This is a genomic window from Phreatobacter aquaticus (genome assembly GCF_005160265.1).
GTDB lineage: Bacteria > Pseudomonadota > Alphaproteobacteria > Rhizobiales > Phreatobacteraceae > Phreatobacter > Phreatobacter aquaticus.
In genome coordinates, this window is sequence record NZ_CP039865.1 from 1921242 (window position 1) to 1938953 (window position 17712).

14 protein-coding genes and 1 tRNA gene are annotated in these 17712 nt (G+C 64.3%); 7 read left to right on the forward strand and 8 right to left on the reverse strand.

The genetic code is table 11. The features are described 5' to 3' along the window. Positions 1 to 4 precede the first annotated feature (4 nt). Positions 5 to 1375: a glutamate--cysteine ligase gene (locus E8L99_RS08975; RefSeq protein ID WP_137099217.1), complete on the reverse strand. Its 1371-nt coding sequence runs from the start codon at positions 1373 to 1375 to the stop codon at positions 5 to 7. Positions 1376 to 1617: 242 nt separating this feature from the next. Here E8L99_RS08975 and E8L99_RS08980 point away from each other — a divergent pair, with 242 nt between their 5' ends. Next, on the forward strand, positions 1618 to 2283 hold the full coding sequence (locus E8L99_RS08980; protein ID WP_137099218.1) for a hypothetical protein: 666 nt from the start codon (positions 1618 to 1620) through the stop codon (positions 2281 to 2283). 120 nt (positions 2284 to 2403) lie between these two features. After that, positions 2404 to 3891, forward strand: coding sequence for a histidine--tRNA ligase (hisS, locus tag E8L99_RS08985; RefSeq protein WP_137099219.1), 1488 nt, complete (start codon positions 2404 to 2406; stop codon positions 3889 to 3891). 455 nt (positions 3892 to 4346) lie between these two features. On the opposite strand, the gene folD is transcribed toward hisS, so the two are convergent. Both folD and dnaN read right to left on the reverse strand, forming a co-directional pair. Further along, complete coding sequence (gene folD, locus E8L99_RS08990; RefSeq protein WP_137099220.1) at positions 4347 to 5255, reverse strand: bifunctional methylenetetrahydrofolate dehydrogenase/methenyltetrahydrofolate cyclohydrolase FolD; 909 nt, start codon at positions 5253 to 5255, stop codon at positions 4347 to 4349. A gap of 5 nt (positions 5256 to 5260) precedes the next feature. Next, a complete protein-coding gene (gene dnaN, locus E8L99_RS08995) occupies positions 5261 to 6379 on the reverse strand; it encodes a DNA polymerase III subunit beta (protein WP_137099221.1) in 1119 nt (372 codons plus the stop codon). A 301-nt stretch (positions 6380 to 6680) separates the two neighbouring features. Here dnaN and E8L99_RS09000 point away from each other — a divergent pair, with 301 nt between their 5' ends. Further along, entirely contained in the window at positions 6681 to 7109 is a 429-nt protein-coding gene (locus tag E8L99_RS09000) for a hypothetical protein (RefSeq protein ID WP_137099222.1), read from the forward strand. Positions 7110 to 7283: 174 nt separating this feature from the next. Here the strand turns inward: E8L99_RS09000 and dnaA are convergent, their stop codons facing one another. The 3 genes from dnaA to rpsT form a co-directional block, all read right to left on the reverse strand. Further along, on the reverse strand, positions 7284 to 8693 hold the full coding sequence (gene dnaA, locus E8L99_RS09005) for a chromosomal replication initiator protein DnaA (protein WP_137102035.1): 1410 nt from the start codon (positions 8691 to 8693) through the stop codon (positions 7284 to 7286). Between the two features lie 149 nt (positions 8694 to 8842). After that, entirely contained in the window at positions 8843 to 9289 is a 447-nt protein-coding gene (locus E8L99_RS09010) for a rhodanese-like domain-containing protein (protein WP_137099223.1), read from the reverse strand. Between the two features lie 732 nt (positions 9290 to 10021). Beyond that, positions 10022 to 10288: a 30S ribosomal protein S20 gene (gene rpsT, locus E8L99_RS09015; RefSeq protein WP_137099224.1), complete on the reverse strand. Its 267-nt coding sequence runs from the start codon at positions 10286 to 10288 to the stop codon at positions 10022 to 10024. A 208-nt stretch (positions 10289 to 10496) separates the two neighbouring features. Between rpsT and E8L99_RS09020 the strand changes: the two genes are divergently transcribed. From E8L99_RS09020 to E8L99_RS09035, 4 genes are all read left to right on the forward strand, one after another. Next, positions 10497 to 11390: a DMT family transporter gene (locus E8L99_RS09020; RefSeq protein ID WP_137099225.1), complete on the forward strand. Its 894-nt coding sequence runs from the start codon at positions 10497 to 10499 to the stop codon at positions 11388 to 11390. 559 nt (positions 11391 to 11949) lie between these two features. After that, on the forward strand, positions 11950 to 13509 hold the full coding sequence (locus tag E8L99_RS09025) for a 2-isopropylmalate synthase (protein WP_137099226.1): 1560 nt from the start codon (positions 11950 to 11952) through the stop codon (positions 13507 to 13509). 10 nt (positions 13510 to 13519) lie between these two features. Then, on the forward strand, positions 13520 to 14431 hold the full coding sequence (locus E8L99_RS09030; protein WP_137099227.1) for an ROK family protein: 912 nt from the start codon (positions 13520 to 13522) through the stop codon (positions 14429 to 14431). A gap of 124 nt (positions 14432 to 14555) precedes the next feature. Further along, a tRNA-Lys gene (locus E8L99_RS09035) sits at positions 14556 to 14631 on the forward strand. Between the two features lie 409 nt (positions 14632 to 15040). Here E8L99_RS09035 and E8L99_RS09040 read toward each other — a convergent pair. Continuing rightward, positions 15041 to 16498, reverse strand: a complete 1458-nt coding sequence (locus tag E8L99_RS09040) for an SMODS domain-containing nucleotidyltransferase (protein ID WP_137099228.1) — start codon at positions 16496 to 16498, stop codon at positions 15041 to 15043. Continuing rightward, positions 16495 to 17364, reverse strand: a complete 870-nt coding sequence (locus E8L99_RS09045) for a hypothetical protein (RefSeq protein ID WP_137099229.1) — start codon at positions 17362 to 17364, stop codon at positions 16495 to 16497. Before E8L99_RS09045 ends, E8L99_RS09040 begins: the two co-directional genes overlap by 4 nt. Between the last annotated feature and the right edge of the window lie 348 nt (positions 17365 to 17712).

Here is a 17712-nt window from a genome sequence, read left to right on the forward strand (position 1 = left end):
TCTCTTAGTAGGCCGCCTCGTCGAACACCGGATCGATCTGGCCCTGCCAGGGGCCGAGATATTTCTCGATCAGATGTTCTGCCGCGGTGCGGCCATCGTCGACGATCGCCTGGATCGGGTCGAGATAGCGGGTCTCGTCACCGCCATTGGCGTCGAGCCGGGCGCGCCGGCGCAGGCCCGTGCGGGCGAGCGTCAGCATCTCGCGGGCAAGCTCGCCCACCGTGATGCCGCGGATCTCGGCCTTGAAGCCGAGCTTCGGCACGTCGTTGCGCAGCGCCAGCCGCTCTTCCGCCGTCCAGTCCTTGATGAGATCGAAGGCCGCATCCAGCACGCCGTCGTCATAGAGAAGGCCGACGAAAAGGGCGGGGAGCGCCACGATGCGCGACAGCGGGCCGGAATCGGCGCCGCGCATCTCCAGATAGCGCTTCAGCCTGACTTCCGGGAAGATCGTGCCGACATGGTTGACCCAGTCGGACAGCACCGCGCGTTCGCCCGGCGCGGCTGGGTTCTTGCCCGCCAGCAGGTCGCGGAACGACGAGCCCGCAACATCGTGATAGGTGTCGCCGCGCTTGATGAAATACATCGGGACATCGAGGGCATAGTCGACATAGCGCTCGAAGCCCATGCCGTCCTCGAAGGCGAAGGGCAGCATGCCGGCGCGCTGGTTGTCGGTGTCCATCCAGACCGCCGAGCGGAACGACTGGTAGCCGTTGAGCTTGCCCTCGGTGAACGGCGAATTGGCGAAGATCGCGGTCGCCACCGGCTGCCATGCCAGCGAAACCCGCAGCTTCTTGACCATGTCGGCTTCCGACGAGAAGTCGAGGTTCGCCTGCACGGTCGAGGTCCGGTACATCATGTCGAGGCCGAGGGTGCCGACCTTCGGCATGTAGCGGGTCATGATCTCGTAGCGCGACTTCGGCATGACCGGCGTCTCGGCGCGGGTCCATTTCGGGCTCATGCCGAGGCCAAGGAAGCCGATGCCGAGCGGATCGGCCACTTCGCGCAGCTGGGCGAAATGGGCGGCCGATTCCGAACAGGTCTGGTGGATCGTCTCTACCGGTGCGCCCGACAGCTCGAACTGGCCGCCCGGTTCCAGCGAGATTGCGCCGCCGCCGGTCACATCGGCGAGGCCGATGATGTTCTCGCCGTCGAGGATCGGCTCCCAGCCGAGCAGCGCCTCCATCCCCTCCAGCACCTTGCGGATGCCCCGCGGGCCCTCATAGGGCACCGGCGTATGGTCCTTGCGGTAGAAGCCGAATTTCTCGTGCTCTGTGCCGACCCGGAACTTGTCCTTCGGCTTGGACCCTTTCTCGATCCAGGCGACGAGTTCGTCGCGGGATTCGATCGGGGTCAGGTCGACTGTATCGCGGGCCATGAGCGGGTCCTGGTCGGGGATGCGAATGCGGGCCGGCGAGATAACCACGCCGCGGCCCCAGCGAGATAGCCCGGTGAGATAACGATCCTACGACCATTTCGAAAGGGGGATGGACGTTGTTACGCCACGGCGAAAACACAGTTCAGCCACGCCCTGCGACGAGAGGCCTGTCTGCCGGCGCGATGATCGCGTCTGTCCGCGTGTTATCGTCGGCGCCGATTCGACCGGAGGACCCGACCCCAATGTCCCGCCTCGTGCCGATCCGCGCTGCCCTGGCAGCCCTGGCTGTCGTGTTGCCAAGCCTCGCGCTGGCGCAGGCCCAGCCCCAGATTCAGCCCCAGGTTCAACCGCAGGTTCAGCCGCCTGACCAGGTGCAGCCGGCGCCCATCGGTCCATCGCCCACCGATATTTCAGCCCAGGTGCGCCGCGCCCAGGAGGCGGCCGCCGGCGGCCGGTCCACCGAAGCGCTCGATGCGCTCGATGAGGCGGCCACGCTTATTTCCGAGCGCATGCCGCTCTCCATCCGCCGCGCCACCTTCGTCGCCGAGGAGCCGCAGGGCTATGGCGTGTTCAATCCGCGTGATTCGACCATCTTCGAGGCGGGACAGCCGCTGCTGGTCTATGCCGAGCTCGCGGGACAGGGCTGGCGGCGCTCCGGCGACATCTTCCGCACCGATATCTCGCTCGATTTCGAGCTGCGCACCAAGGACGGCCAGGCGCTGGTGGCGCAGAAGGCGTTCAACACGATCGCCACCGCCTCGCGCCGCCGCAACCGCGAGTTCTTCCTCTATCTCACCTATTCCTTCACCGGCGTGGAGCCGGGGGATTATGTGGTGCGCACCATCGTCAACGACCGCGCCGGCAACAAGCAGACCTCGTTCGACATTGCCTTCTCCGTCAGGAAGTAGCGGCGAAGCCTTCGAAGCCCCGATCACCGCCCCCCAAAGGTCGACAGGCCGCGGGCGCTCGGCTAGTGAGCAGCGACGATCCGCGATCAGGCGCGCCGCCTATCCCGCCCGAGGTTTGCCATGTCCGATGCCCCGAAGAAGAAATCCGGCCCCAAGGCCGCGCTGCCGCGGGGCTTTGCCGATCGCGGCCCGGCCGAGATCGCCGGCACCAATGCCATGCTCGACACGATCCGCCGGGTCTACGAGCTCTATGGCTTCGAGGCGGTGGAAACGCCGGCGATCGAGTTCACCGAGGCGCTCGGCAAGTTCCTGCCCGATCTCGACCGCCCCAACGAGGGCGTCTTCTCGTTCCAGGACGATGACGAGCAATGGCTGTCGCTCCGCTATGACCTGACGGCCCCGCTCGCCCGCTATGTCGCCGAGCACTTCGATGCGCTGCCCAAGCCCTATCGCAGCTACCGCGCCGGCTATGTGTTCAGGAACGAGAAGCCCGGCCCCGGCCGCTTCCGCCAGTTCATGCAGTTCGATGCCGATACGGTGGGCTCGGCCTCGCCGGCTGCGGATGCCGAGATCTGCATGATGGCGGCCGATACGATGGAGGCGCTGGGCATTGGGCGTGGCGACTATGTCGTGCGGGTCAACAACCGCAAGGTGCTCGACGGCGTGCTGGAGGCGATCGGCCTTGGCGGCGAAGAGAATGCCGGGCGCCGGCTGACCGTGCTGCGCGCGATCGACAAGCTCGACAAGTTCGGCCCCGAAGGCGTGAAGCTGCTGCTGGGCGCCGGCCGCAAGGACGAGAGTGGCGACTTCACCAAGGGCGCGGGGCTGGATGAGGCGGCGATTGCCCGCGTGCTGGCCTTTACGGGGGCCAAGGGCAGCGATGCCACTGCCACGTTGACCAACCTGGCAGGCGTGGTCGCGGGCTCCGAGCGCGGTCTTGCCGGCGTTGGCGAACTCAAGGACATGGCGGCGCTCATCGGCGCCTCCGGATACGATGACGGTCGAATCCTGATCGACCCCTCCGTCGTCCGTGGCCTCGAATATTACACCGGCCCTGTCTACGAGGTCGAACTCACCTTCCCCGTCACCAATGACGATGGCCAGGTGGTGCGCTTCGGCTCGGTCGCCGGCGGCGGCCGCTATGACGGCCTCGTCGCCCGGTTCCGGGGCGAGGAAGTGCCGGCCACCGGCTTCTCCATCGGTGTCTCGCGCCTCGCCGCGGCACTGAAGTCGCTCGGCAAGCTCGGCGCCGACAAGCCGGTCGGGCCCATCGTCGTCCTCGTCATGGACAAGGATCAGGTCGCCGAATACCAGGCCATGGTCGCGGAACTGCGCCAGGCCGGCATCCGCTCCGAAATGTATCTGGGCTCGTCGGGCATGAAGGCCCAGATGAAATATGCCGACCGGCGCAATGCGCCCGCCGTCATCATCCAGGGCTCCAACGAGCGCGAGGCCGGCGAGGTCATGATCAAGGACCTGGTGGCCGGCGCCGAAGCCGCGAAGTCGATCACCGACAATGCGGAATGGCGCGCCTCCAGGCCGGCCCAGTTCGCAGCGAAGCGGTCAGAGCTCGTGCAGGCGATCCGGGATCTGCTTGCCAAGGGGTGAGGGGCCGCGCTTCGACCTGGCACCATCTCTCCACCCCTCATGCCTCGGGTGCGAGCGTCAGCGAGCCTCGAAGGACCTTGCTTCCTTACCGCCAGCGGAGGGCCGCCCTTCGAGGCTCGGTCGCTTAACGCTCCCTCGCACCTCAGGGTGAGGTACGGGGAGATGGCGCTCTCGCTTCCGCGCATTTCTTGCAAGCAAGCGCGGGCGTGTGCCATGGGCCGCTGCCGCGCCTCAGCTCCCCTCGGGCGCGAACAATTCCCCTCCCACCGTCTTCGGGGGGAGGGTTAGGGTGGGGGGCGTTCGGTGATTGGCGAGTTGGGGGGCTTCCGCTACCGGAAACTACCCCGGCCCTCCCCGCAAGCGGGGAGGGAGAAGGGGCGGCGCTTCCGCGCGCTACGGCCGTGCGAGGCCTTGGGGTGAAAGTGGCGCTTGCCAGCCCCACCGCCGACCACAACTCACACCGTGAAAACCGGCCTCGGCAGCCCTTCGCGCAATGACGCTGCGGTCACCGTATTGGCCATGAGCAGCGCAATCGTCATCGGCCCGACGCCGCCGGGCACCGGCGTGATGGCGCTCGCGACGTCCATGGCTTCCGCGGTCGCGACATCGCCGACGAGCCGCGTCTTGCCCTCGCCGCGCTCGGGCGCTGGAATGCGGTTGACGCCGACATCGATCACCACCGCGCCGGGTTTCACCCAGCTGCCTCGGATCATCTCCGGGCGGCCGACGGCGGCCACCAGCACATCCGCGGTGCGGCAGATCTCCGCGAGGTTGGCGGTTTTCGAATGGGCGATGGTGACGGTCGCGTCCCGCTGCAGCAGCAATTGCGCCACCGGCTTGCCGACAATGTTGGATCGCCCGACGACGACGGCGTGTTTCCCGGCAAGCGAGGAGCCGGTCACGCTTTCCAAAAGGATCATCGAGCCGGCCGGCGTGCAGGGCACCAGCGCCTTGTCGGCGGCGCCGGCATTCAACAGGCCGACATTGATCGGATGGAAGCCATCGACATCCTTGGCGGGGTCGATCGCCAGCAGCACGCGCTCGGTATCGATGCCCTTCGGCAGCGGCAGCTGCACCAGAATGCCGTCAATGCCCGGATCGGCATTGAGCTTGCCAACCAGCGCCAGCACCTCGGCTTCCGAAACACTCACCGGCAGCGTGTGCTGCTCGGAGCGGAAACCGGCCGCTTCGGCCTCGCGGCCCTTGTTGCGCACATAGACCTGGCTTGCCGGATCTTCGCCGACCAGAACGACGGCCAGGCCCGGCGGCCGGCCGGTCTTGTCCTTGAAGGCGGCGGACGCCAGGCGAACCTTGTCGAGAACGACGGCGGCAACCGCCTTGCCGTCGATGATGCGAGCGGTCATGCGTCTCAGACCCGCATCGGCATCAGCACATAGAGCGCGCCGGGGCTGGTCGGATCGAGGATCAGCGTCGGCGAGCCCGGATCGGCCAGTTTCAGCTCCACCGTGTCGCCGTCGACCTGGGAGGCGATGTCGAGCAGGTAGCGCGAGTTGAAGCCGATATCGATGGCGTCCGATTCATAGGACACCTCGACCTCTTCCGTCGCGCTGCCCGAATCCGGATTGGTCACCGAGAGCGTCAACTTGCCGTCGGAGGCCGACAGCTTCACCGCGCGGCCGCGCTCCGACGAGACGGTCGAGACGCGATCGACGGCGGCGGCGAATTCGGCCTTGTCCACCGTCAGCGTCTTGTCGTTGCCGACGGGAATGACCCGGGCGTAATCGGGGAATGTGCCATCGATCAGCTTGGAGGTGAGCACAGTCTCGCCAAAGCGGAAGCGGATCTTGGCGGTGGAGAGCTCGATGGTCACGGCCTCGTCGGGATTGTCGGCAAGGCGCTGCACCTCGGCCACCGTCTTGCGCGGCACGATGACGCCGGGCATGCCGGCGGCACCCTCGGGGGCGTCGAATTCCACCTGGGCCAGGCGGTGGCCATCGGTCGCGACCGCACGCAAGAGGCTCTTGCCGCCCTTCTCCACCACATGGAGATAGATGCCGTTCAGATAATAGCGGGTCTCTTCGGTCGAGATCGCGAACTGGGTCTTGTCGATCAGGCGCTTCAGGTTCTTGGCGGGCACCTGGAACGTGTGGGTCATCTCGCCGGCGGCGATATCCGGGAAATCGCTTTCGGGGATCGTCTGCAGCGTGAAGCGCGAGCGGCCTGCGCGGACAGCGAGCGTGCCCTTGTCACCGACAGTCTCGACCACGACCTGCGAGCCATCCGGCAGCTTGCGCACGATGTCGTAGATCATGTGAGCCGGCACGGTGGTGCCGCCGGAGGCGCCGACCTCGGCCGCCAGGCTCTCGACCACCTCGATGTCCAGATCGGTCGCCTTCAGGCGCAGCGCCGAGCCCTCGGCCCGCATCAGCACGTTGGACAGCACGGGAATCGTGTTGCGCCGTTCGACCACGCGATGGACGTGGCCAAGCGACTTCAGGAGCTGTGCCCTTTCGACGGTGACCTTCATCAATGCGGCTCCACGACAGACATGAGATAAGAGGGCAGCTGACACGCCGCCCCCAAAACTGGGGCGGACAGTCAAGCCCGCGCCCGCACCGGATTCAAGTGTGCAGTGCGAAGGAAGCGAGTTTTACACGCTCTTTCGCGGCTTGGCATCCGTATGACCGGGCTGAATGTCGCGATTGGGGCAGGGGCGCCATGCGGGGCGGCTCAAGCCGAGTTGATCTCTTGGGTCTTGAATTCGCCACCGAAGCGGATCAATTCCTGAAGGTAATGCGTTTGAAGCAAGATTGTCCAAGGAGCCTGCCATGTCCCGCCGCAGTCTGAGCCGTTCTGTCTGGACCCGCTTCGCGCCCGTCCTGGCGATTGCGGGCGCTGTCGCTCTCGCGCCCGGCCTGGCACTGGCGCAATATTCCGGTGGTGGCGGCGGTGGCGGTTCCGATGGCGGCGCCAATTTCGCTCCGATCGACGATTATGTGAATCGCCGCACCGTGACGATCCGCACCGTGCCTGTCGGGGTTGGCTGCATTCGGGCCGTCGGGGCGGTCGGCTATGACCCGCGGCTGAACCAGCGGCTTTTCGACATCCGCTTCGATTCCGGCGTCATTGCCGCGGTCGGCGTCTCGGCCTACGAGAATGCGCTGTCGGGCGCCCGCACGGGTGCCGATGCGCAGCGCGCACTGGCCGGCGCGGCCCGTGACGCCGCGCGCTATCGGCGCGACCAGCGCTCCTGCTGATTAAATCCGCCGACCGCTTGCGGCCGGGAAGGGCAAGATCTTGCGATAGCTGCAGGATCGGCAGGAAAGAGCCCTCTCTCCTGTTCCAGAATGTCTCCGGCTCGTCCCGGCATGACGAAGGCGCGGCCGGAGCCGCGCCTCTCTGTCTGTCTCCGACTGTCCGGAATGGCCGCCTCAGTCGTTGAGGCGGCGCTTCAGCACTTCCACTTCCTCGTTCAGCGCCGGGTCCTGGCCAACCAGACCCTCGATCTTGCGCACCGCATGCAGCACCGTCGTGTGATCGCGTCCGCCGAACCGGCGGCCGATCTCGGGCAGCGAGCGCAGCGTCAGCGTCTTGGCCAGATACATGGCGATCTGGCGGGGACGCACCACGGTGGCCGTCCGCCTGGACGAGAGGATGTCCGAGCGGCTGACATTGTAGTGCTGCGCCACGATCTTCTGGATCTCCTCGATCTTGATGCGCTTGGGCTCGGCGACCCGCACGAGATCGCGGATCGACCGCTCGGCCATCTCGATGGTCACCGGCTGGGCGGTCAGCCGGTTGGTGGCGAGCAGACGGTTGAAGGCGCCGTCGAGGTCGCGGCCGTTCTGGGTGACGTTCTTGGCGACATAGCCAAGGACGGCCAGCGGCACGTCGAAGCCCTGATGCTGCACCTTCGCGTGGGTCAGCTTCTGCTTCAGGATGTCGAGCCGAAGGTTCTCGTCCAGCGGGCCGATCTCGACAGTGAGACCGCCGGCAAGGCGGGAGCGCACGCGCTCGTCGAGGTTCTCGAGGTCGGAGGGCGGGCGATCGCCGGCCACCACCACCTGCCGCCCCGCATCGATCAGGGCATTGAGCGTGTGGCAGAACTCGGCCTGCGTCTGCTTGCCCTGCAGGAACTGCAGGTCGTCGATGATCAGGAGGTCGATGTTGCGCAGGGCCTCCTTGAAGGCCATCGCGGTCTGGTTCTTGAGCGATGCCACGAAGCCGAAGGTGAACTTCTCGGCGGTCAGATAGAGAATGCGACGGCCGGCGGCCTGGGCCGTGCCGGAGATCGCCTGCAGGAGATGCGTCTTGCCGAGGCCGACGCCCGCATGGATGTAGAGCGGGTTGAACAGCACGGCGTCGCTGGAGCGCGACTGTGCCACCTGGAGGGCTGCGGCGCGGGCCAGTGTGTTCGAACGGCCCTGCACGAAGGTCTCGAAGGTCAGGCGCGGGTCGAGCGGCGAACCGCCGAGTGCCTCGCCATGGCCCTGGATCAAGGGCGCATTGTCAAAGCTGCGGTTGGGGGCTGCGGGCATCGGGCTGCGGGCCGGCTCGACGGCGGGCTTCGGCCGGACCGAGGGGCGGGCGCTGACGGCGGTGCGCACGATCACGTCGATATGCACGTCCTGGCCGGCTTCCTCGCGCCAGCGGGTGAGGATGCGGTCCTTGTAATGGTTCTCGATCCAGCTCTTCAGGAACCGGGTCGGCACCGAGAGGCGCACCATCTCACCGGCGGCCTGGTCGATCTCGATGCTCTTGAACCAGCTGTTGAAGACGTCCTCGCCGAACTCGGCACGCAGGCGGCGGCGAACTCGTTCCCAGATGGCGCCGGGGCGCATGGCATCGCTCACGGTGTCGGTCTTCTCTTCGGAATGGTCATGGGCGAGATCGGGAGCGACGAACACGGGTCTTCTCCTCCTGGGTATGAAATCGGCGAAAGGGGCGGATGGCGTCGACCCGGAGCCTGTTGGCGGCGGGCCGGGAGGGATCAGGACTGGGCCCAGGGCAGGCCCTCGAACTTCCAGCCCGCCACGTGGCCGCGCCGGCCCTCGGGGTCGAGCGGGCCTTCGAAGCCGCCGGTCACGTTGAAGCAATGGGGATAGCCCGCCGCCGTCATCGCGATGGCTGCCGCTTTCGAGCGGACGCCGGAGCGGCAGAGGAAATAGAGCGGCGTCGACTGTGCCAGCCCGCGAGCGGTCAACGCATCGCGCAGCTTGCCGACGAATTCGGCGTCAACGTCCATTTTCGGAAAAACCTGCCATTCGGCGCGCAAAGGCGTCTTGTTGACCGATTTCAGATCGGGAAGCCCGACATAGGCCCATTCCGCCGTCGTCCGCACATCAACGATCTGAGCCTGTTCGTTCTGCGTGATGGCATCGAAACTCTCGCTCGGGCTGACGTCGCCGGCATATCCGGCATGATCTGAAGACGACATTCTCACCTCGCGCCAACGGCATAGCGTTGGCGCGCCTCATCTGCGTTCAATTGTGCGGCTCGTTTGTTCAGACGCCGCCGCATACCGCAGTACGCAGCCATCCGATCCACATGGGTTTCATAGACGTCGAGAGAGAACGATCAGCCGCTTCTTGCCGTTTAGGGACAAAGACGCAGCCGCCCCGAAAACGACCGGGGTCGAACCTTCAGACCTTCAATGAAACCCGGAGTGGCCCCCCCGAGTGCTTTTGACGATACACAGGGGCCTTGGGAGCGGCAACGGAATTCGGTGAAGAAAGGGTTAATCTGGAACACTTGACTCAGAGGCAGAATTCGCGGTTTGCCGGGGCCTCTTTCAAGCCTCTGATGAATCGGCAAAATCCAAAAGGCCACGAACGGACTGCGTGAAGGGGCTGGCTGTAAGAGGCTGTCACATGGAGGTACTGGAGTGCCGCAGGCTCCATCATGTCGCCTCCGTAACGATCTGTCCCCTCGATAGGCTATTGAAAAATATACGGAAATTGTGTGAGGGCGGCTGTCAAGAAAATGACACCATCCGGGGCGCGAAAGCCGTGTAACGGCAATTTTTCGCTTGTCATCCTGCTGTGGCAATCAGGCAACGGCGACGCCGCGTCAGCTGACGTGACGGCAGTCTCGCGGAATCCCAGACAGCAAAAAGCCCGGCCAGAACGACCGGGCTTTCATGGATTTCAACGACGCCGCAGAGGAGCGATCAGGCGCCGATCTTGGCGATCTGGTGAGCCAGGCGAGACACCTTCCGGGAAGCGGTGTTCTTGTGCAGAACCCCCTTCTGGGCGGCGCGCATGATCTCCGGCTCGGCGGCGCGGAGAGCTGCGGTCGCGGCGGTCTTGTCGCCGCTGGCGATGGCGTCGTCGAGCTTGCGCAGGAAGGTGCGCATGCGCGAGCGGCGCGACTGGTTGACTGCGGTGCGCCGCGCGATAACGCGAGCGGCCTTCTTGGCAGATGCCGTATTGGCCATGGGTCTTGTCCCGGAGGCTGGTCCGGACATATCCGGATCAAACAAAATGATGTCGGCGACACGGGGGCCGCCAGAGAGCGGCGTGTATAGTCGCGACGCCCCCAGCCGTCAACTGGCCTGAGGCGGGCCCTGCAAAAATACAGCAGGACGCCCCGATCGGGCCGCATTAGAACTGCGGTCCCTTCGAGCCGAATGCCCGCGAGTGCCCATGCCCGTCGCCCAGACCCGCAATTTCGGCAAGGTCCTTTTCTGGATGATCGGCTCGCTTCTGTCGTTCTGCGCCATCGCCGTGTCAATCCGCGCGCTGCAGAACACGCTGACCATCTTCGAGATCCTGTCGCTGCGCAACCTCGGCGGATTGGTGATCCTCGGCGCCATGGCGCTGGTCGTGCCCGATCCGAGCCAACGCCTTGCGCCGGTCCGGCCCCGGATTCACATCCTGCGCAACACGATCCACTTCGTCGGTCAGGCTCTCTGGGCCTATGGCGTGACGGTGCTGCCGCTGGCCACCGTCTTTGCGGTTGAGTTCACCTCACCCGCCTGGGTGGCACTGCTCGCCGTCATCTTCCTGAAGGAACGGATGAGCTGGCCGCGCGCGGCGGCTCTGGTCCTCGGCTTTGCCGGGGTGCTGGTGATCCTGCGCCCTGGCATGGAGAGCTTCCGTCCCGCGAGCCTGGCGGTCGCCGCCGCCGCCTTCTGCTTCGGCGTCCAGCTCACGACGACCAAGTTCCTGACAGGGTCGAACTCGACCTGGACCATCCTGTTCTGGATGAACGTGATGCAATGGCCGATCAACATGCTGGCCAATATGGCGATCGGAGAGCCCTTCTGGTTCTACGGCAAGCTCAGCCTCGATCTCTGGCTGCCCCTGCTCGGCATTCTCGTCTGCGGATTGACGGCACATTACTGCGTGACCAACGCGTTCCGGTACGGCGACGCCATCGTGGTGACGCCGATCGATTTCCTGCGGGTGCCGCTGATCGGCATCGTCGGCTGGCTGTTCTATGCCGAGCAGCCGGAACTGGCGGTCTGGGTCGGCGCTGGCATCGTGATGATCGGCGTCTTCACCAATATCTACTTCGAATCCCGCGCTCGCGCGTGAGGCGTCCCGATGCGGCACGCATCCGTTAACGACCCCGGCGCTGAAAGGGCTTTCATCCACGGCACGCCGCCCCCAACCGGTCGCCGCCGCCGCATATGAAATACAGCACCATTATGGATTGGCGTGCGAAGAACAGACCGGGCTCATCGGCGTCCTCGCGATTCGGACACCCTTCGTTCGGGCAATGGACCGAAGGTTAACGTCGGACCGCCCTGAATGGCCGATCGGACACACCTGGTCTTCATCATGCTGGCCCATTCTTCCTTAGTGCTTGCGCCATCCCCCGGGATCGGCTAGGCAGATTAGGAACAGCGGGCGCAAAGCCCGCGTCTTGACCGAGGAAACGTCTTTGCCGATCGCGCGTGCCACTGCACCGATCCGCATTCGCGCATTTGGCGCCACGCCCTCGCTTTCGCTGCTTCTTCTTATTCGCCCCTGAGCACCGGCAGGGCCGATCGGCCTTGGCGCTCAGGGGAACAGCCACCGCACCCGAAACACGGGCCGGCGAAGCGATGCGCCTGAGACGCAGCCGCCGGCAGAGACCCGAAGGATCAGCATCATGACCACTTCCTCCAAGGACCGCGTCGTCATCTTCGACACCACCTTGCGCGACGGCGAGCAGTGCCCCGGCGCCACCATGACGCTCGAGGAGAAGCTGCAGGTCGCCGACCTGCTCGACGAAATGGGCGTCGACATCATCGAAGCGGGCTTCCCGATCGCCTCCAACGGCGATTTCGAGGCGGTCGTCGCCATCGCCAAGCGCATCAAGAACGCCACCGTCACCGGTCTCGCCCGGGCCGGCATGGCGGACATCGACCGCGCCGGCGAGGCTGTGCGCCACGCCGTCAAGCCGCGGATCCACACCTTCCTCTCCACGTCGCCTGTGCACATGAAGCACAAGCTGCAGAAGGAGCCGGATCAGGTCCTCGAGATGGTGATCGCCTCGGTCGCCCGCGCCCGCAACCATGTCGGCGATGTCGAATGGTCGGCCGAGGACGGCACGCGCACCGAGCACGACTTCCTCTGCCGCTGCGTGGAGGCTGCCATCAAGGCCGGCGCCACCACGATCAACATCCCCGACACTGTCGGCTACACCGCGCCCCACGAATACAAGGCGCTGTTCGAGATGGTGCGCGCCCGCGTGCCGAATTCCGACAAGGCGATCTTCTCGGTCCATTGCCACAACGATCTCGGCATGGCGGTGGCCAATTCACTGGCCGGCGTCGAGGGCGGCGCCCGCCAGATCGAATGCACGATCAATGGCATCGGCGAGCGTGCCGGCAATGCGGCTCTGGAAGAGATCGTCATGGCGATCAAGACCCGCAACGACATCTTCCGCTATGAGTGCGGCATCGACACGAAGATGCTCACCCGCGCCTCGAAGCTCGTCTCCACCGTCACTTCGTTCCCGGTGCAGTACAACAAGGCGATCGTCGGCCGGAACGCCTTCGCCCATGAGAGCGGCATCCACCAGGATGGCATGCTGAAGAACACCCAGACTTACGAGATCATGACGCCGGATTCGGTGGGCGTGAAGGCGACCTCGCTGGTCATGGGCAAGCACTCTGGCCGCAACGCCTTCAAGGACAAGCTGAAGCACCTCGGCTACTCGCTGACCGACAACCAGCTGGAAGATGCCTTCTTCCGCTTCAAGGAGCTCGCCGACCGGAAGAAGGTGATCTACGACGAGGATATCGAGGCTCTCGTCGACGAGCGGATCGCCCATTCTCAGGACAGCATGAAGGTCATGTCGCTGCTGGTGGTCGCCGGCACGATGGGCCCACAGGCGGCAACCCTGACGCTGGACCTCGATGGCGTGCACAAGACCGTGCAGGCCACCGGCAACGGTCCGGTCGACGCTGTGTTCAACGCCATCAAGGCGATCGTGCCGCACGAGGCGATCCTGGAACTCTACCAGGTTCACGCCGTCACCGCGGGCACGGATGCCCAGGCCGAGGTTTCCGTTCGCCTGCAGGCGGCCGGCCAGACCTATACCGGCAAGGGCGCCGACCCGGACACGCTGGTCTCCTCGGCCAAGGCCTACCTCTCGGCGCTCAACAAGCTGATCGCCAAGCGCGAGCGCCTGCATCCCCAGCGCGGCATCGAAGCAGCCGAGTAAGGCCACAGGCATGCGCATCGGCATCGATCTCGGTGGCACCAAGATCGAGATCCTGGCCCTCGACGATGAGGGCCGGGAATGCCTGCGCCGGCGGGTTCCGACCCCCCGGCACGACTATCGCGCGATTGTCGATGCCATCAGCAGCCTTGTCGGGGCAGCCGAGGCGGAGCTCGGCGTCACCGCGACCGTCGGCGTCGGCATTCCCGGCGCCGTGTCGCCGGCGACGGGCCTCGTCAAGAACGCCAATACCGTAGTCCTGATCGGACAGCCGCTCGATCGCGACCTTGGCGCCGCGCTCGGCCGCCCTGTGCGGGTTGAGAACGACGCCAATTGCTTCGTGCTCTCCGAGGCCGTGGACGGTGCGGGCAGGGGGGCCGACGTGGTCTTCGGTGCCATTCTCGGCACAGGCGTCGGCGCCGGAATCATCATTGGCGGGCGGATCATCCCCGGTCGTCACCTCATTGCCGGCGAGTGGGGGCACAATCCCTTGCCCTGGCCCTCCGTGGAGGAGGTCGTCCGCGCGCCCACCTGCTATTGCGGCCGCAAGGGGTGCCTGGAGACCTGGGTGTCCGGCCCGGCCTTTGCCTCGGACTTCAAGCGTCAAACCGGCCGCGAGACCTCGTCCGAGGCCATTATTGCGGAAGCGGTCGCTGGCGAGGCTCCGGCGGTCGCGGCCTATGACGCCTATCTCGACCGCCTCGCGCGCGGCCTCGCCCACGTGGTCAACATTCTCGACCCCGACGTCATCATCCTCGGGGGCGGCATGGGCAAGATCGAGCGGCTCTATGCCGACCTTCCGACTGCCGTGCGCCCCTATGTGTTCTCCGATGCCTTCACCACGCCGATCCGACCGCCGACCCATGGGGATTCCTCAGGCGTTCGGGGCGCGGCTTGGCTCTGGCCGGCCGATCCCACGCCCTGAACAGGGCAGCCAGACGGCCAATTGTTCACGATGCTGAAAATACCTGCGACAGCGTTCTGGACATGGGCGGATGTCTCTGATAGTCACCGCCCTCTCGTGAAGCGGCCTCGGTCGCGGACGGGACGGGTGATTAGCTCAGTTGGTAGAGCAGCTGACTCTTAATCAGCGGGTCGTAGGTTCGAGCCCTACATCACCCACCAAATACCCCTGACTGTTCAGGGTGTTATGAGAAGCTATGCTTCTCTCCTTCGCACCAGCTTGGCCGGCGGACCCGCTGCGGACCCCCGGAGCTTTCGGTGGTTATTTTATGCTCCTGCCGAGAACGGCGTGGGCGGTACGGTTGAGTTCAATGCCGATCAGATCCCGTGGAGCACTGTGAACACAGAGGTGGTCCCGACAATTCGACAAACGATCGCGCCCCACATGCCGTTTGACTCCTCGCCCATAGATCAACGCCGCTTGGGTATAGGGCATGCCGAAGCCGCAGCGGGCGCTTGCTCCCGCGACCCAAGGGCTTCTCTTCCTTGAGCTTCGACGTTTCGTTTGTAGCCGAAGTCGCGACTTGCCCGACCGGCGGCGAACGGAACGTTACAATATCTCGCAACACGCCTACTCGATCATGATGCGAAAAGCTTCGCTTTGGCCAACAATTAGATTCGTCCGCCTTAGGATCAAAAACGCTTCAACCAAGTGCACGCCTCGGTATTTAAGATGCTCCCAGCGGCAGTTGTCTGATTCTGGCTTCTCGAGCTTGCCGCGCAGAGCGTTCTCCCGCGCTGCTGCCTCGTCGGTGTTGGTCACGCGCCACATGACCGTGTGCTCGGCCGGAAGAAAGGGTAATCCCATTCTTGTCGTCGCCCGGAAGTGTAGCCAGTTGCCCGCTACTAGCGACTCTAGCGACTGAATCTCCTTCACACGCTGCGTACCGAGGTTGTTGCGGTGCAAATCGGCCCGCACCGTAACCAGGATTTGCTGATTGGCAGGGGCCTTGTTCCAGCGTGGAGCCTCCATGTACGGCCGCCGGTTGAAGCTCGCCGGCAGTATGCTGCCTCCGAAGCGCTTGATTGCATCTACCAGATCGCCTGCGAAATGCGATGCGTCAACCAAGTTGCTGCGCATATTCGCGACGACCACATGACCGACTGACTTGCCCTCGTCCACCACGACACCGGCGGCAAAGCTACCGCCGAACACTCGGCGCCATTTCGCGATGCTTTCGGAGCGGTCTTGCTCGTCGTATGCATCGTCGATCCATTTCCGGTACCTGTGGATCTGGTCGCGAAAGTTTGCGTACTGTTCACCCGTCCAATCGTCAGCGAAATTTTCATCCGGCAGATATGGGTTTGTGACCGCCGGCTTTAGAGGGTTCGACTGCAGCCAGTCGTCCATCCGGCCAAACAACGTTTTAAGCGCTGTCGGCGTGTCAGCGAACAGCGAACTCCCTTGGTCGACCTGGCTAATGCGATAGCCAAGGATTGTTGTGAGCAACACGGACGAGCAGTTGAATCGCGTCTTGATGTCCCTCAGGTACTTGATAAGTCGCGTGACCTTTCTGAAGCTATTTGCACCGGAGTAGCTGTTCCGCTGCACGAGCCATTCTGTGTATTGCCGTGGCTCCGTGGGCTCGAATTGGTTTGAATCGCGATTGCAGACCTCAAGCCGTTGAGAGCCCCCACGGTTCACAAGGACCGGTGCAATATCGACTTTTTTTTCGTTCGCATACGTGATGGTGACGCAGTGAGACCACCGTTTTACCATTTCCTTGTACGTGCTGTTCGCCCTGAACGCGTCGTACAGCGTTTGGATGTATTTCGCAGCCTCCCAGTCGTCGACCGGCTGTACGAAGACGATTAGGTCGGCGTCGAACTCGCCCTGATCGACCGGCTTGATGATCGTCTTGTGGGCCCAGGAACCTTGTTCCATCCATCCGCGCACGTGCGGCGCCCACGCCGACGCTCGCACAACATTCTTAATGGCCTCGGTACTCGTCTCGATGGACTTGATACGCGTATCGTCGAGGTTGACCGCATCCTTGAGAAAGTCCTTGAACAGCTCTACGTGCTTCATTGCGCCGCGCCCCTCCATTGCGCGCGCGCAGCGGCCCGGTCATTCTGATACTTCGCCCAGCGTTGCTCTAGCTCTTTCTGATAGGAGCCGTACACGAGTGGCACACTCTCGGGGCAACCCTCTACCGCGGAGTTGTAGTCGGCAAAGGCTAGCAGCACGTCGGGCATTGGGTAGCCCGCACGGTCAGCGACCATGAGCCGGTTACGGATCTGCTTAATCTCTTCGGCCGCGGCACGGTGTAGCCGCCACGCACCCAGAACGTCGGCAGATAACACAAACACCATAAGCGCGAGGAGTACGCGTGCTATCACCATGCCGGTATCGCGTTCCATCGTCGGGATGCTCACCAGTGCGATGATGAGAAACAGCGCTCCGAAAAAGAGTACAATACCAAGCATAACGTGCGCGCTCTTCCGCTGCAGAAACTCGCTGAAGAGCGCCGATTCCTCAATCATTTCTGCCAGGCGGGCTGGGCCATGAGTTTCTTTCGTGGCGTAGTAGTCGGGGTTTTCACATTCGCGCGCACGTTCCGAAGTGACCGTAAAGCGTTCCCGCAGGCTCTGTATCTCGCTTGGTGATAGGGGTTGATCGAGCCCGCCGAGCAGTAGCGCGCCTCGGCGAGCGGCTTGGGCAGCAGACCTAGCTGTGACGTAGAATTCATTTAGTGTCCACCATGCGACAAGCAGCACGGCGGCCGCGATCGCGAGCAAATAAAGCACTACCTTTTCATGATCCGGAATAACGACCGATACCGCGGCCGGCACTGCCGCGAGCAGCTGGACGAAAAATAGTCGAACTCGGATGCGGCCGGATTTGTCAAACTCTGCTCGCAGGTAGCCCACCAGGTTCTCCGATGTGAGCGTCATTGCCCCAACCCCTTTGTATCTCGGTTCGCCCGCTGCTCTACGCGACAAGCAATAGATAGAAGACGCTGCCACCGAATGGTACACGCGAGGCTCAACGATAACCAATGACGCTGAACCTCCTCCAGAGTTGGGTAGAGTCCGTCGACCATGGAGACGGACGACGCGACCCTCGCGGTTCACGGAAAAGCAGATCATCGGGATGCTGATGGAGCAGGAGGCCGGAGCGAAGACGTCTGTCGCGGGCACGGCATCTCGTCGGCGGCGTTCGACGAAGGTTTGGGTATCGAAGGATCCACGGGGTGGCCGCTTCAGGACGCTTGCCGTCGTCGACGCCTATACTCGGACATG

Excerpts from the sequence above, each read along its gene's own strand:
- E8L99_RS09025 (WP_137099226.1), top strand. The coding sequence starts at position 11,950 with ATGACCACTTCCTCCAAGGACCGCGTCGTCATCTTCGACACCACCTTG.
- E8L99_RS09030 (WP_137099227.1), top strand. The coding sequence starts at position 13,520 with ATGCGCATCGGCATCGATCTCGGTGGCACCAAGATCGAGATCCTGGCC.
- E8L99_RS09020 (WP_137099225.1), top strand. The coding sequence starts at position 10,497 with ATGCCCGTCGCCCAGACCCGCAATTTCGGCAAGGTCCTTTTCTGGATG.
- hisS (WP_137099219.1), top strand. The coding sequence starts at position 2,404 with ATGTCCGATGCCCCGAAGAAGAAATCCGGCCCCAAGGCCGCGCTGCCG.
- folD (WP_137099220.1), bottom strand. The coding sequence starts at position 5,255 with ATGACCGCTCGCATCATCGACGGCAAGGCGGTTGCCGCCGTCGTTCTC.
- E8L99_RS09000 (WP_137099222.1), top strand. The coding sequence starts at position 6,681 with ATGTCCCGCCGCAGTCTGAGCCGTTCTGTCTGGACCCGCTTCGCGCCC.
- E8L99_RS08980 (WP_137099218.1), top strand. The coding sequence starts at position 1,618 with ATGTCCCGCCTCGTGCCGATCCGCGCTGCCCTGGCAGCCCTGGCTGTC.
- E8L99_RS09040 (WP_137099228.1), bottom strand. The coding sequence starts at position 16,498 with ATGAAGCACGTAGAGCTGTTCAAGGACTTTCTCAAGGATGCGGTCAAC.
- E8L99_RS09045 (WP_137099229.1), bottom strand. The coding sequence starts at position 17,364 with ATGACGCTCACATCGGAGAACCTGGTGGGCTACCTGCGAGCAGAGTTT.
- E8L99_RS08975 (WP_137099217.1), bottom strand. The coding sequence starts at position 1,375 with ATGGCCCGCGATACAGTCGACCTGACCCCGATCGAATCCCGCGACGAA.
- dnaN (WP_137099221.1), bottom strand. The coding sequence starts at position 6,379 with ATGAAGGTCACCGTCGAAAGGGCACAGCTCCTGAAGTCGCTTGGCCAC.
- rpsT (WP_137099224.1), bottom strand. The coding sequence starts at position 10,288 with ATGGCCAATACGGCATCTGCCAAGAAGGCCGCTCGCGTTATCGCGCGG.
- E8L99_RS09010 (WP_137099223.1), bottom strand. The coding sequence starts at position 9,289 with ATGTCGTCTTCAGATCATGCCGGATATGCCGGCGACGTCAGCCCGAGC.
- dnaA (WP_137102035.1), bottom strand. The coding sequence starts at position 8,693 with ATGCGCCCCGGCGCCATCTGGGAACGAGTTCGCCGCCGCCTGCGTGCC.